Origin of the sequence: Zobellia alginiliquefaciens (genome assembly GCF_029323795.1) — a bacterium.
Taxonomy (GTDB): domain Bacteria; phylum Bacteroidota; class Bacteroidia; order Flavobacteriales; family Flavobacteriaceae; genus Zobellia; species Zobellia alginiliquefaciens.
Window position 1 is genome coordinate 2,651,363 of sequence record NZ_CP119758.1, and the last position, 14,370, is coordinate 2,665,732.

General features: G+C 39.3%; 10 protein-coding genes. 5 read left to right on the forward strand and 5 right to left on the reverse strand.

Annotation, left to right across the window (positions count from 1 at the left end; genetic code table 11):
- The first annotated feature begins 7 nt into the window (after positions 1 to 7).
- The gene (locus tag P0077_RS11150; RefSeq protein ID WP_276165330.1) at positions 8 to 2,389 is read left to right on the forward strand and encodes a GumC family protein; all 2,382 of its coding nucleotides are present in this window, start codon (positions 8 to 10) and stop codon (positions 2,387 to 2,389) included.
- A gap of 309 nt (positions 2,390 to 2,698) precedes the next feature.
- On the opposite strand, the gene P0077_RS11155 is transcribed toward P0077_RS11150, so the two are convergent.
- The 5 genes from P0077_RS11155 to P0077_RS11175 form a co-directional block, all read right to left on the reverse strand.
- Positions 2,699 to 4,054: an exopolysaccharide biosynthesis polyprenyl glycosylphosphotransferase gene (locus P0077_RS11155; RefSeq protein WP_276165331.1), complete on the reverse strand. Its 1,356-nt coding sequence runs from the start codon at positions 4,052 to 4,054 to the stop codon at positions 2,699 to 2,701.
- 725 nt (positions 4,055 to 4,779) lie between these two features.
- A complete protein-coding gene (locus P0077_RS11160) occupies positions 4,780 to 4,911 on the reverse strand; it encodes a hypothetical protein (RefSeq protein WP_276165332.1) in 132 nt (43 codons plus the stop codon).
- A gap of 10 nt (positions 4,912 to 4,921) precedes the next feature.
- On the reverse strand, positions 4,922 to 5,398 hold the full coding sequence (locus P0077_RS11165; RefSeq protein ID WP_276165333.1) for a hypothetical protein: 477 nt from the start codon (positions 5,396 to 5,398) through the stop codon (positions 4,922 to 4,924).
- Between the two features lie 38 nt (positions 5,399 to 5,436).
- Positions 5,437 to 6,255, reverse strand: a complete 819-nt coding sequence (locus P0077_RS11170) for an SDR family NAD(P)-dependent oxidoreductase (RefSeq protein WP_276165334.1) — start codon at positions 6,253 to 6,255, stop codon at positions 5,437 to 5,439.
- Positions 6,256 to 6,297: 42 nt separating this feature from the next.
- Positions 6,298 to 7,116, reverse strand: coding sequence for an SDR family oxidoreductase (locus P0077_RS11175; protein ID WP_276165335.1), 819 nt, complete (start codon positions 7,114 to 7,116; stop codon positions 6,298 to 6,300).
- Between the two features lie 240 nt (positions 7,117 to 7,356).
- On the opposite strand from P0077_RS11175, the gene P0077_RS11180 reads away from it, so the two are divergent.
- From P0077_RS11180 to P0077_RS11195, 4 genes are all read left to right on the forward strand, one after another.
- Positions 7,357 to 7,866 carry a peroxiredoxin-like family protein gene (locus tag P0077_RS11180; RefSeq protein ID WP_276165336.1) on the forward strand — a complete coding sequence of 170 codons (510 nt, stop codon included), beginning with the start codon at positions 7,357 to 7,359 and terminating at the stop codon, positions 7,864 to 7,866.
- 171 nt (positions 7,867 to 8,037) lie between these two features.
- Positions 8,038 to 8,478 carry a hypothetical protein gene (locus P0077_RS11185; RefSeq protein ID WP_276165337.1) on the forward strand — a complete coding sequence of 147 codons (441 nt, stop codon included), beginning with the start codon at positions 8,038 to 8,040 and terminating at the stop codon, positions 8,476 to 8,478.
- A 3-nt stretch (positions 8,479 to 8,481) separates the two neighbouring features.
- Positions 8,482 to 9,237, forward strand: a complete 756-nt coding sequence (locus P0077_RS11190; protein ID WP_276165338.1) for an alpha/beta fold hydrolase — start codon at positions 8,482 to 8,484, stop codon at positions 9,235 to 9,237.
- Positions 9,238 to 9,372: 135 nt separating this feature from the next.
- Positions 9,373 to 14,370 (forward strand): translocation/assembly module TamB domain-containing protein, encoded by a 4,998-nt coding sequence (locus P0077_RS11195; protein WP_276165339.1) that lies wholly within the window; start codon positions 9,373 to 9,375, stop codon positions 14,368 to 14,370.

The following is a 14,370-nucleotide window of genomic DNA, read 5'->3' on the forward strand; positions in this document are numbered from 1 at the left end:
TAACATTATGGCTAAAGAAAATGAAGAATATTATAATACGGATAGAGAATTGCCGGATTTTAGAGAGCTTCTAGATAGTTATTTACGGTATTGGCCTTTATTTTTAGTAAGTGTGGTCATAGCCGTAATTATCGGTCTATTGTACTTAAGGTTTACCATACCAACTTATGCGGCGTCAACTAGTGTAATTATTGAAAATGAGGAAGCCAAAGGGCCTTCTGGTGAAGGTGCTGCGTATGCGGATTTGGGGCTGTTAAAAGGACTAAGTACAAGTAGCATTGAAAATGAATTAGGTTTGCTAAGATCCAAAAGGTTAATGCTTAACGCAGTAAAAGCATTGCAGTTAAATGTTTTGTACTATGCGCCAGAAAGCTTTCCAAGACAAGAGGTGTATAAGCAAAGTCCGTACTTATTGCGGATATTGCGTCTAGACGAGAACAGTTTATCGGAAGCGATAAGGGATGAAATAAATTTTATTAGCCTTCAAAAAACGGATTCTTCCCATGTAGAAATTTTGTTTCCAAATGGTGAAAATAGTAATGTTAAGCTAGGAAATGTTATAGAACACGGTTTTGTAGATTTTGTTATAGAGGCAAATGAAGATTTTAAGGTTAATCAAGAAAAAGACGTGCCAGTTGGAGTTGATATTGAATTTGTTTCGCTGTCTGGGCGCGCGAGTCTGTATCAATCCCAATTAGAAGTGGAATTGGTTGAGGAAAGTTCTACTTTAATTGAAGTACGAATAGTTGACGAGGTAAGGAAAAGGGCCGAGGATATATTAAACCAGTTGATTTTTGAATATAATCAAGAAGCTATTGAGGATAAAAATTTAATAGCTAGAAATAGTGCCTTTTTCATTGATGAACGTTTAAGTATCATCAATTCCGAACTGGACTCAGTGGAATCGGGGAAGGAACAATTTAAGGCGTCCAATAGATTAACGGATATTGATACAGAATCTTCACTGATTATAGAGAATGCGAGTGATTATGAAAAAAAACAACAGGAGGTAAGTAATCAATTAGAGCTTACTAATGCAATGATAGATCATTTGCGGTCCAACGATTCTAATTTATTGCCTACCAATCTGGGTCTTGACGAGATGGGGACAAATAGTTTGATAAGTGATTTTAATGCTACGGTGCTTGAACGTAATAGGTTAATGAACGGTGCTACGGAGAAAAACCCCCTTGTAATACGTTTGACCGACCAGATTACGCAGATTAAAAATAACATTCAGACTAGTTTGGAGCGTAGACGGATGAACCTTAGGATTTCTATGGATAACCTTAGTAGGCAGGCGGGTATTTTAGGTTCCCAGATTTCCGAAGTTCCCTCCCAGGAAAGGGAGTATAGGGGAATAGAGCGTCAACAAAATATCAAAGAAGCACTTTATCTGTTTCTTTTGCAAAAACGAGAAGAGAATTCTTTATCCCTAGCGGTTACCGCACCAAAGGCTAAACTTGTAGACAAAGCTTACAGCGGCGGAACACCTATTGCTCCAAATAATAAGATTGTTATTGCCATATCATTTTTATTAGGGTTGTTTTTGCCCTTTTTGGCTATTAATATAAAGAGGCTCTTAGATAATAAAATTAGAAGTCGCGAGCAGGTAAGAAAAGTAGTGCCTCAAATACCGTTAATTGCAGAAATACCTCATGTTTCATCTGGTGATTCAAATCTTATTAAATCCAACGAGCGATCACTGATTGGAGAGTCTTTTAACATTTTAAGCGCAAACCTAAGTTACGTAATAGGAGAGAAAGCTATAGGCACAAAAGGAAAGTGTATTTACGTTACTTCATCTACACAGGGAGAAGGTAAGACTTTTACGGTCATGAATCTCGCCATGACCTTAGTGCAAACCGGCAAATCTGTTGTAGTTGTCGGTGCGGATTTACGAAATCCGCAGTTGCAACGTTATGAAGATGGACAATTAAGTACGCGAGGTCTAAGTACATTTTTGGCAGGTTCTGATCCACAGGTGTTAAATTTTGTTGATGATTCTAAATTACATGAAAATTTAAAACTGCTTCCATCAGGTCCTGTACCTCCCAACCCTATACAGCTTTTGCAAAACGAGAAAATGGAAGGTATGTTCAACGAACTTAAAAGTATATTTGATTATGTCATTGTAGATACGGCTCCTTCAATGATTTTAGCAGATACATTTTTAATAAGTAAGTATGCTGATGTAACGCTATATCTCTTAAGAGTTGGGCGTACAAAGAGAAAGGTAATGGAATTTGCTCTGGATATCAACAATCAGAAAAAACTCAAAAATATGGGCTTTTTGCTGAATGATGTTAAAATGTTAGATTCTAACTATGGCCATCAATATGGAGTTGAGAATACCAAAAGTAAAATCAAATCAATATTAGGTATTTAGGCTTATGGCATCGATTTTATGAAATCTCATAACAGAAAAGTTTATGGCTTTGTAGGGAAATGTATCTCTATAGAGCCTTTTTTTGGGGAAGATGGGTATGTTAGTAACTGCAGCGATTGGTAATGCTTTTTAGCCACCCATCTTTATTTATCAAGTTTTGGATACCTAAAGAATTTTGATGGAGTTTAAAATTGAATTATAATTCTTTAATTTCTAGAAATAGGGTAGTAATAGTTGGGGCAATACGGGCTACTTATCTAAATAATTAGATTAGATACTAAAGAGTCATTTTATCAAATGTACATTTTTTTAATATGCATTATCTTCTCCCTTTACAACATTATAAACAGTAAGAAATATTATTCTTATATCTAACCAAATACTCCATTTTTCAACGTAAAAGATATCTAGTTTTGTTCTATTTAGAATATCTGATTTTTCCGCAATTTCACCTCGATACCCCTTAATTTGAGCTAGTCCTGTTATACCCGGTTTCACAAAATGCCGTACCAAGTATTTATCTACACTTATCTCGTAATCCATAGTGTGTACCTCCATATGTGGCCTTGGCCCCACAACGCTCATATCGCCCAAAAAGACATTAAAAAATTGAGGTAGTTCATCTATGCTAGTTTTTCTAATAAATTGTCCTACACGGGTTACCCGCATATCTCCTTTAGTGGCCATTTTAGAATTTGCATTTTTAGAAGGACGCATAGATCTAAACTTATAGCACCAAAATACTCGTCTTTTAAGTCCGTGTCTTTTTTGTTTGAAGTAGAGTTTGCCGGGTGATTCTAATTTAATCAATACAAACATTAAGGGTACGAGCCACGAGAGTACCGTAATCATGACAAAAGCAGAAAATACAATATCAAATGACCGTTTAACCACTCTAGCGAACAGTGTGTCCAGGGGTACTCTTCTTAAGTTGAGTACGGGTATGGTTTCGTAGAGTTCTATAAACATACCTCTTGAATAAATCTCTTTGTTATCCGGTATAATCTTTACCCGAATGAGATTGTTGTCAGCAAAATCAATGAGATTGTGAAGTTCTTTCCTATTGAATTTGGAGGCAACCAAATAAATTTCATCAATATTATTTTCTAGAATGTAGAGAAAACAATCAAGTACGGGCCCTAAATAGGTGGGGCTCTTAGATTTTTTATTATTAAAATAGCCCATATAGCGGTACCCAAGTTCAGGGTCGTCAAAGACCTTTCTGATTTTTTTAAGGTTTTTGTCCCTGCCAATAACAACCACTCTAACCGAATTACCGCCCCACAAACGGTATTTTATCCGTAACCAAAAATAGAAGGAACGATATAGGATTAGCGTAGAACAAATTACAAGATAAATCAGCAATTGCTGTTCTAGCGATTCATAAATTCTGCCAGTAATACCGAACAAAGCGAAATAGGCCAAACCATATATCAAATAAAGCTGGACAACCTTATGGATATTTGTAAAAAAACTTTCCTTACGCTTTCTGGTATAATAACCAAGACCATAAGTAACCAGAAGCCAAGAACCATTGTAATGTAGAATATGATAGACGTTAGTATAGGTATCTGGTGTAAGGCAATAGAGCAACCCATTAATTATACATAAATGGATTAAAATTGATATAGGAATTGCCCAGTCTGACCTTTTCGAGTTTATCATTTCTCCAGTTCTTATTACTTAAAATAGGTTGCGGTTGCTTAATTCAATCGTACAATATTCGGAAAAACCACCAGTAATTAGGTAGGGCTTAGTAGGAAGTAATGCAATGGTAACAACGGGATAACAGCAATTTTTCACAGATGATACCATATTCTTAAGAACTAGCTTTAATAAAATATTCTGGAGCATTTGTGGAGTGCTATTTAAGGCGGTAAATATATGCTTTAGTCTCTTATAGGCAAAAAAAAAAGTCGTTGTAGGGTTAGGAATTGCATTGTTAACAACAAGATTATCGGTTTTCAATTAGGAATTCATCTGAATTTTTGGATTGAACAAGTTATTGAAGAAGATACAATCTTAAAACTAAAAAAGGGAACGCACCCCTACGTTCCCTTTATGAAGTTATGTAGTATCTATTTTAAGATGAAATAGACAAAACAACCTACTTATGAGTTACAAAGATGCGTTTGTTCTATTGACGCTATTGATTCAAAAAAATGAAATTTTGACACATTCGATAGTAATGCAAAACCATATCCTCATTTAAAACCTCATTAGTAGACATAAAAAAAGGGAGCGTTCCCCAACGCTCCCTTTCCGAGTTATATCCTACCTATTTCAACGTTGAAATAGGAATTCAACCTACTTATGAGTTACAAATATGCAACCGTTTTTTAGTGGGTATTGATTCAAAAAAAATCAAAATTGATCCAAATGGTTTCTCGTTAATTAATGACGTAGCCTAAAATCCAGTAAAGGATAATAAAAACTACTATAGTTCCTATACACCCACATTTGCCTCCTCCTATTTTTTTAGCGCCCCAACCGGCCAATATCGCTTTTAGTATGTTTTTCATAGGTGTTTGTTTAGGAGGTCTTTAGAGGACCGGATTTATATTTTGTGTTGTAGTCCATCTGTAGTTTTTGGACGGTACTGTTCATGTCTTCGGCCTGGGATTGCAACAGCGCATTCGTGGTCTTTGGCATTCCGCTAAAGGCTAAAAGGCTTTGATACAGTAAAACTAGCGCTTGTTCCTTATCGGTAATCAAGACATTGATCTGTGCTTCCGTTAGATTTTCTTCTAAGTGCTGTCTTTCCAGAGGAGCAAAAATAGGTTGGTCCGTTGTGAAAGGTTCAATAATTTTTCGTTCCGTTACGGCACGGTATTCGTCCGTTAGAATTTTGGTGAAATCCCCTTGTTCAAAATGGCGTTTTTTAAAATAAGCCTGATAGGTAGGGTAGCGGTCCGATTGTATTAAAGTGCCATACACCTTTTCTGCGGCCACCATTTCCGTTATCAGTCTATGTAATTCGTTTTTCCAAGTACTGCGTTCTTTTTTCATTTTTTCAGATTTTTAAATTAACATCATGCTTCATTAAATCAACCGAAAGCTGACTCTACGGCGCCTCCATCAATACGTACATTGGTTCCGTTTACAAAACTGGCATGCTCGGAGCACAGGAATGCAACTACGGAAGCTACTTCTTCCGGTTTTCCTCTACGTTCCATGGCAATATGCGGTCTTTTGTTTTTTACAAACCACTCTACGGCCTCTTTTACGGAAATGTCCTTCTCTTTGGCAAGTTTTTCCATCATGGCATCCGTCATAGGGGTTTCTATATAGGCCGGTGAAACACAATTGAATAAAATGTTCTCTTTGGAGTACGAGCGGGACAAGCATTTGGAAAGGTTGACAATAGCCGCCTTACACGCGTTATATGGACTCTCCTCTACGTACGGTTGGAAGGCATTTTCACTGGCCACCATAATCATACGGCCCCATTTTAGTTTTTGCATTTGCGGGATGAAAGCACGAGCAATGCGAACAGCACCCATAAGGTCAACTTCTATAGTATTCATCCAATCGTCATCGGTGAGTTTTAAAAAATCGTCCGAGGCTCCAGTGACACCGGCGGAATGAAAAATGATATGTGCACCACCAAACTCCGTTTCTATTTTTTTTGCCAAGTCCAACACGGCTTGGTTTTTAGAAACATCAGCAGCTACGCCCATTACCTTGGCCCCATCTTTTGCCTCCGCTTCAATTTGTTGTACGGCATCGGCCAGTTTTTCGCCATTGTCCTTATCGGAAATCACGACATTCACACCTTCTCGTGCTAAAAACTTAGCAGTTTCTATACCTAGTCCGGAATCGCCTCCGGTTATAAGAGCTGTTTTTCCTTTTATCTTTAAATCCATTGTGTTTTTTTTGATTCGTAATTTTTTAATTTGATGTTTGTCTTATCCGTTGGTCGTAAACCCTGGATAACAAGTCATTCCCCCATCTACAAAAATGGTTGTTCCATTAATGTATTCAGATTCGTCCGATGCCAACCAACTGGCCACACTTCCAATATCTTCGGGTAGACCAATACGTTTGTACGGTATCAATTTCAACATATCTTCTTTGCCTTGTTCCGTACTCCAAACGTCTTTATTGATATCGGTTTTAATGGCCCCTGGTGCAATACTGTTGCATCGTACTTTATGTGGGGCATAAGCTTGACAAATACTTTCCATCAACATTAATAGTCCGCCTTTTGAAGCTGCGTAATTGGCATGTCCCGCCCAAGGTATTTCTTCATGTACCGAGCTCATGTGGATTATTTTTCCCAAGGAGTTGGACACTTCTTTTCGCATTCCCCGTCTTAAAAATTCATTTAGGGCCTCTTTGGCACATAGGAACTGCCCGGTAAGATTTACATCGATCACTTTTTTCCAGGCATCCAATGGCATTTCATGAAGAGGGTGGTCTATTTGTAAACCTGCGTTAGCCACACAAACATCTACAGTGCCAAAATGTGAAATTGTTTTTCGGAACAGGTCTTTTACCTCTTCTTCCTTACTTACATCACATTTTAGAACAATGGCCTCGCCGCAACTGGAATTTTTGTTGATCCAATCTGCTACTTCTTCCGCCTCTTCTTTAGAGCTTCTATAATTGACCACAATATTGGCGCCTTCGGTTCCCATGGCTTTTGCTACGGCTGCTCCAATACCACCGCTTGACCCGGTTATGATACAGGTTTGGTTTTCGAGTCTTTTATTTGGTTTTTGCATGTCTTACGGATTAGATCATAAAATTACGCTTAGAGGTGCAGCCGGGATTGCCCAATACATAAAATTGATAGCTCAATGCAATTGGTGTTCAAAGCGATTATAGCAAGAGTTTTCGGTTTTGTTTTTACGGCATAAATTTTAGGTATTAAGCCTATTTACGCCATCTGTTAGTTGTTATTTTGGGGACAGGGCAGTTCATAAAATTGCCCGTTTATTAAAGAAGAATTAAAAAATATAAATATGATAAAGCCGAAAACGGAAGTACCTGATATTGAACTACCACTTATTAACGATACCCAGTGGAGCTTGTCCGCTCAAAAAAGCAAATCCTTTACGGTCCTTGTTTTTTATAGGGGGTTACATTGTCCTATATGTAAGAACTACCTAGAGGCGCTAGCTAAAAAATTAAAAGATTTTTCAGATAGGGGCGCACATGTTATAGCAATTAGCAGTGACAGTGAGGAACGTGCTAAAAAATCAGGTAAGGAATGGGATGTTCCAGAATTGCCTATTGCCTATGGGTTGCCAATTGAAGAAGCACGGAATTGGGGATTGTTTGTTTCCGAGGCCGTTAAGGATTCGGAACCTGATACGTTTTCGGAGCCAGGAGTTTTTCTGGTGAGACCGGATAAAACTTTATACGCCAGTGCGATACAGACTATGCCGTTTGCGCGTCCTGATTGGAAGGATATACTAAATGCTATAGATTATATAGAAAAGAACGATTATCCTGCAAGAGGAGGTGAATAAATAGAGGTTATAGTTAACCTGTTTCCAATTGAATTAAAAGTTTGGTCTCAAAACAATTAGAGATTGGCCTTATGGCCTGTTCTGTTAGTTGTATTGAAAGGTATTTCGTATATTTAAAGGAGAGGGTACGCACGATTCTTAGAGCGAAATATGAACTAAATGAACAGGATTATGGAATTACATTATAAAATTTATAGGAAGGTAAAAATATATTTTAACAAGGTGCATGGCGCTTTGCCCCATCTTGAAACTTTAAAGGAGAGGCCCAATTTATCTTATGGCACGGCCATGGTGGTGTCAAGAATTGAGGAAATGGAACTGATGCAAGCGCAATTGGTAAGTTTCTTTTTGGATCCGTCTTTAAAACTACCTTATATGCCTTCTTCCCGCTGTTTGGCCTTGACCAATTGGTATGCCAATGACACACTAGTTTCTTGTGGGAATTTAAATTCCTTTTACGCGGAGTTAACCAAGGAAGATGAAAAGGTGCTACGGGAAGCAGGTTATATTATTGCCGATTCACTTTTGCCTTCCAAATTGAGAACTGTGTTTGAAGAACATAGGGATAGACTTAAAAATTTGAGGCTTACTAAAGAGTCGCTGATAGAATAATACATGCAAGAATATACAGGATTGAAATATGAAAGAATAGGTAATGGAAAAAGGACTATCGTCTTTGTGCATTACTTTGGTGGCGATGCCGGAAGCTGGTCGTGGTTGGCAAAGCGATTAGGGAAAAAGTATACCTGTATCATGCTCAATCTACCTGGTTTTGGAGGAACGAAACCGCTAGCGGAACCGTCCATTTACGGGATGGCCCAATATATAAATGTGTGTATAGAAGAGTTGAAATTGAAAGACTACATCTTATGTGGCCATTCTATGGGTGCTAAACTGGTACTCTACGCAGCCCAAATAAAGAATGCGAACTTGCCCAAAAAGATACTATTAATTGCACCATCGCCCCCTACCATAGAAAATATGAGCAATGATGAGCGCAAACGAATGCTAAACCACCCTAATAGGGATGAAGCGGCAAATACGGTTCATGGTGCCAAGCAAAAGAAAATGGGGAAGAAAAGATTATTGTACGCCGTAAACTCTCAATTACGAATAGAGGAGGAGACTTGGAAATGGTGGCTTCACACGGGTATGAACAACAATATTGCGGAACGTATTAAAGGACTTGATATTCCAACGGATGTTATTTTTTCCAATGATGACCCGGTGATTTCTACAGAGGTAATTTATAACGAAGTGCTCCCGTATATTGCGAATCCATCTACCGTGGCTTTGAGCAAGGTAGGGCATCTAATCCCCATGGAAATGCCACGACGATTGGCAAGAATCATCAAAAAACTCCATAAATAGAAGATTTTCAATTTTATTGGATGTCGCAGTTTGATACTACTGATTGCGGAAAAAGACAACTTCAGAAGCAAATAAGTTAATATATCATTGTTAAAAGCGTAAAAATCATGCGCTTATTACTGACCTTTGCCGAGCATGCAAAAGGAGAAGAAGAAAAATAGGTGGTTACGGCGCTTAGGGCGGGTGTTCTTGGTATTGCTGTTCTTGTTTTTTGGGTTAGTACTTTTTATCCGTAGCCAATGGGGGCAAGATATTATTGTGGGTAAACTTACCGACTACGTTGCTCAAAAGACCAATACCAAAGTAGAGATAGACCGTTTGTTCCTAACGTTTACCGGAAATGTATTTTTGGAAGGCCTGTATTTGGAAGATACCAAAGGAGATACTTTGGTGTATTCAAAAAACTTGGAGGTCAATTTGCCATTAACTCCTTTGATTTTCGGCAATGAACTCAATTTAAAATCCGCCACATGGGAAGGATTGCAAGCCCACATCACTAGAGCCGAATCTTCTGAAGATTTTAACTTTACTTTTCTCGTAGATGCATTTGCCACAGCGGATACTACCACTACCACAACTGGCGACCCCATGCAAATCAGTATTGGGGAATTAGACTTTAAAGATTTTAACCTGGTTTACGATGACCAATTTTTGGGCATTGATAGTCGCATTCAATTGGGGGAATTGATTTTGGATGCCGATGAAACCGATTTGGAAAATTTACGATTTGAGCTCGATGAACTGGAGCTCTCAAATACCAATATCCAGTACAAACAAACAAAACCTTTTACAACCGAGGATACTACACAGACAACATTGCCATTTTTGGCGGTAGACCGTCTTCAGTTTAAAAATGTAAAAGCCGATTATAGTTCCGTTCCAGATTCTATTAGTGCGAAATTTAACGTACAGGATTTTGAGCTGGAATTACCAAAAGCCGATTTGGCTACCAATGATATAGCTGTAGATAGAATAGCGTTAAAAGGCTCGTCCGTTTCTTTACAATTGCCTGCTGCTACAACAACGGATTCTACAGTAACAAACAGTTCCAATGCCGGTTTTGAATGGCCAAATTTTAAAGTGCGTTTGGATGAGGTAGATTTTACGGGCAATACCCTGGCCTATTCTATGGGTGACGCCAAATCCGAAGAAGGAAAAATAAACCCGAATGCTTTAGCATTTTCCAATTTCCAGCTTCAGGCGAATGGTATCGCCTACCAACCCCAAAAGTTGGAAATGGACCTTGGCTCTTTCTCCTTTTCGGAAGCAAGCGGAATTACTTTGAAGGACTTGACGTTCAATGCAAATATTGATGAGACCTCGGCTGCTTTGAAGAATTTGCAATTGCGTGTGAACGAAAGTACGTTGGGAGGGCAAATGACAATGAATTACCCGTCTGTAGAAGAATTAATGGATACGCCAGAGCGGACGCAAGTAGATATGAAGCTTCAAGATGTGTTTTTGAACTTAAAAGATGTATTTACGCTACAACCGGAACTTGCTGAGAATGTTTATTTACAGTCGGCTATGCAACATCCCGTGGAGGGAAATATTACGGCGGAGGGCACTTTAAAGAAAATCGATTTAAAAAATATGCAATTGAATTGGGGTGAAACAACCCGGTTCGTAGCCCAGGGAAATGTTCAAAATGTAACACAACCGGATTCGCTCTATTTTAACTTTGATACCATTCATCTGAATACCGTAAAAGAGGATATTGCACAATTTGTTTCGGAACAAGAGTTGGGTATTTCGCTTCCCAAAACTGTAACTATTAGTGCCGCGGCAACCGGAAAAATAGATGATTTGACGGCGGAGGCAAGCTTGGAAATTCCTGAAGGAACTATTGCTGTGAATGGTAACTACCAAGATATTCAAGAGATGCGGTTTGATGGAAATGTAAAGGTAGATAGCCTACAACTGAACAAACTTTTGAATAACCCGGAATTGGGTGGTGTTTCCTTTACGATGGATGTTTCTGGTGGCGGAACAGTGAACCATCTGGATGCAAAATTGAAAACAGATTTTACGCAGTTGACATTGAGTAATTATGATTTTTCGGATTTAAAACTGGAAGGTGAGATTAACAATGGAAAAGGGGGAATTGACTTGGCCTTTAAGGACGAGAACCTCAATTTTTCAGCAAAAAGTAAAGTGGCCTTGGATTCCGTTAATTCAACAATGGACTTGAATTTAAACGTTATTGGGGCTGATTTGTATGCCTTAGGGGTTACCACAGAAAGTATTAAAACGGGACTGCAGCTAGATGCTACATTTAAGGGAAATGCCGAGGCGTATCATATAGATGCACAAATTGAAAATGGAATAGCGGTCTATGATAATGAGCAATACCAAATGGGGCCTGTCAGTTTAAAATCTTTTATTGATGCAACTCGTACGGATGTTTCGGTTGATAGCGATTTTTTGATTGCCGATTTAAAATCCAATGCTTCGCCAAAAGGATTGAGCGATGTATTAACACATCAATTTGAAAACTATTTTAAAGACTCCATTGCAGAGACTACGGTAGATTCGGTTCAGGTGAAAATGAACGTAAAACTATCGCCAACGCCCTTTCTTACGGAAGTTTTTTTACGAGATGTGGATCGCTTGGATTCGGTTTTGATAGATGCCGATTTTAATGCCCTTACCAAAAAGCTAAATGCCAATGTACGTGTGCCTTCCGTGTCGTACCAAGGGAGCTCTGTTGATAGTCTCAATGCACAGGTTACTGGTAATGCCACCAATCTTAGTTTTAACGCAGGTTTTGCAGCTCTCGTGTCGGACCCCATCCACATTAAGAAAACCTTCGTAAAGGGCGACTTAAAAAACAAAAAGTTATTTCTGGACTTTGTGGCTATGGACGATAGCGAGGCTATTGCACAGATTTCGTCCCAATTGACACTTGCAAAAGATACCACGCTCATTCGTATTGAGCCTTCTAATTTGGTATTGAACAAAGGGAAATGGTCTGTGCCTGAAGATAATCAGATTGCCGTTAGTGATAAATTATTGCAGTTTAGAAATGTAAACTTCACCCGAAATGACCAGTCGTTGACCCTTAGCGATCAATTGCCCAACCAAGAAGAGGAGCATATTGGTATTCACTTCGATAATTTTAAGCTCCAAACTTTTTTAAGTCTTTTGAACCCTGATGAAACCCTGGCCTCCGGTATGGTAAAGGGCGATTTGATCATAGAGAATCCGTTTGGTGCGACAGGCCTTGTTGCCGATTTTAAAATCAATTCCTTGGAAGCATTTGAAAGTCCTTTGGGCAACCTGACGCTACAGGCCAATTCTACAGGGAATGCGGCTTATGATTTTAACCTCGCCTTAAAGGAAGGAGGGGCAGATTTGGATTTAAAAGGCGATTACGCCGCTGCCGAAAGCGGGGCAAAATTGAACTTGGATTTGGACCTGAACCGCATAGAACTGAAAACATTGGAGGGCTTTGCCCAAGGCGCAATCAAAGATAGCCACGGTGCGTTTTCCGGGAAAATAAATGTCTCGGGAACTACAGCTTCACCTGAGTATGATGGGGTTTTGAATTTTTCCGAAGTGGATTTTAATGTTTCGGAATTGAATTCGGTGTTTAAAATAACCGACGAAAAACTAAAACTGGACACGGAAGGCGTCTATTTTGATGATTTTCAGATTGCCGACGCGGATGGCAGCGATTTTACGGTACAGGGAGCGGTCCTAACTGAGGACTTGTTGAATCCAGCTTTTGATCTACAGTTGGATGCAGAGAATTTTAGAGTGCTGAATTCTACAAAAGAGGACAATGAACTGTATTACGGTGTAGCCAGTTTGGATGCGGATATAAAGTTACAAGGTGATTTAGAGCTGCCAGAGGTGAGTGGCAAACTCCGTGTTCGGAAGGTAACGGATATTACTTATGTAGTTCCGGAATCTCAATTGGATGTTGAGGAGCGCGATGGCGTAGTACTTTTTGTGAACAGAGAGAATCCGGATGCTATTATAACACGAAACGATCAGGAAGAGACACCTGCATTTTTTCAGGGAATGGACGTAAGAACCGTTTTGGAAATAGCGGAAGATGCCGATTTTCATGTGATTATAGACGAGCGAACGGGAGATAATCTGGCCATTTCTGGGGATGCTGCGCTCAATCTTAATATTGAGCCTAATGGCAGAATAAGTCTTTCGGGCCGATATGAACTGAAATCCGGGCATTATGAGACCAGCCTTTATAATCTTGTAAAACGACGGTTTGAGATAAACCCGGGAAGTACCATTATATGGCAAGGAGACCCCACGGATGCTAAATTAGATGTAACAGCGGTCTATAATATAGAAACGTCCGTAGAGCCCCTCATGTCTACCGTAACATCTGGAGAAGATATTAGTGTGAGTTCAAAATATAGGGAAGTGCTACCGTTTTTGGTGTATTTGAATGTAGATGGAGAACTCTTGCAACCCGAGCTATCTTTTGGTCTGGACATGCCGGAAGACGAGCAAGGGGCCCTAAGTGGAGCCGTTTATGGTAGGGTACAACAATTGAACGGACAAGAGGCGGAATTGAACAAACAGGTGTTTTCATTACTGGCGTTGAACCGTTTTTATCCGGATTCCGGAAGTGATGGAAGTTCGGGGGGAACGGCCGCTCTTGCTAGGGATAACGTAAACAAAGTGTTGTCTGGCGAGCTCAATGCTTTTTCTGATAAAGTTTTCGGAAATACGGGTGTTGAGGTAGATTTTGACCTGGATAGTTTTACCGATTACCAGGGAGACACTCCACAAGACCGCACCCAACTGAATATCAACGCAAAGAAAAAACTGTTTGATGACCGTTTGGTAGTCACTGCAGGTAGTGCCGTAGATGTAGAAGGTAGTGCACAATCTGGTCAGGAAGAGACACCGATCATCGGTAACGTGAGTTTGGAATATTTACTGACTAAGGACGGAAGGTACCGTCTGCGTGGTTTTCGGAAAAGTGAGTATGAAAATATTATTGACGGTCAGTTGATTGTAACCGGAATGGCCGTTATATTTAATAGGGAGTTTAATAAGTTTAGTCAGTTGTTCAATCCTATTAAAAAGGAAGCAGAGGAAAAGAAAGCGGAAACGGACGCTGGCCAAAAGGAAGAAATGCCAAATCAGGAAGAGTAA

Excerpts from the sequence above, each read along its gene's own strand:
- P0077_RS11165 (WP_276165333.1), bottom strand. The coding sequence starts at position 5,398 with ATGAAAAAAGAACGCAGTACTTGGAAAAACGAATTACATAGACTGATA.
- P0077_RS11175 (WP_276165335.1), bottom strand. The coding sequence starts at position 7,116 with ATGCAAAAACCAAATAAAAGACTCGAAAACCAAACCTGTATCATAACC.
- P0077_RS11190 (WP_276165338.1), top strand. The coding sequence starts at position 8,482 with ATGCAAGAATATACAGGATTGAAATATGAAAGAATAGGTAATGGAAAA.
- P0077_RS11180 (WP_276165336.1), top strand. The coding sequence starts at position 7,357 with ATGATAAAGCCGAAAACGGAAGTACCTGATATTGAACTACCACTTATT.
- P0077_RS11195 (WP_276165339.1), top strand. The coding sequence starts at position 9,373 with ATGCAAAAGGAGAAGAAGAAAAATAGGTGGTTACGGCGCTTAGGGCGG.
- P0077_RS11160 (WP_276165332.1), bottom strand. The coding sequence starts at position 4,911 with ATGAAAAACATACTAAAAGCGATATTGGCCGGTTGGGGCGCTAAAAAA.
- P0077_RS11170 (WP_276165334.1), bottom strand. The coding sequence starts at position 6,255 with ATGGATTTAAAGATAAAAGGAAAAACAGCTCTTATAACCGGAGGCGAT.
- P0077_RS11185 (WP_276165337.1), top strand. The coding sequence starts at position 8,038 with ATGGAATTACATTATAAAATTTATAGGAAGGTAAAAATATATTTTAAC.
- P0077_RS11155 (WP_276165331.1), bottom strand. The coding sequence starts at position 4,054 with ATGATAAACTCGAAAAGGTCAGACTGGGCAATTCCTATATCAATTTTA.
- P0077_RS11150 (WP_276165330.1), top strand. The coding sequence starts at position 8 with ATGGCTAAAGAAAATGAAGAATATTATAATACGGATAGAGAATTGCCG.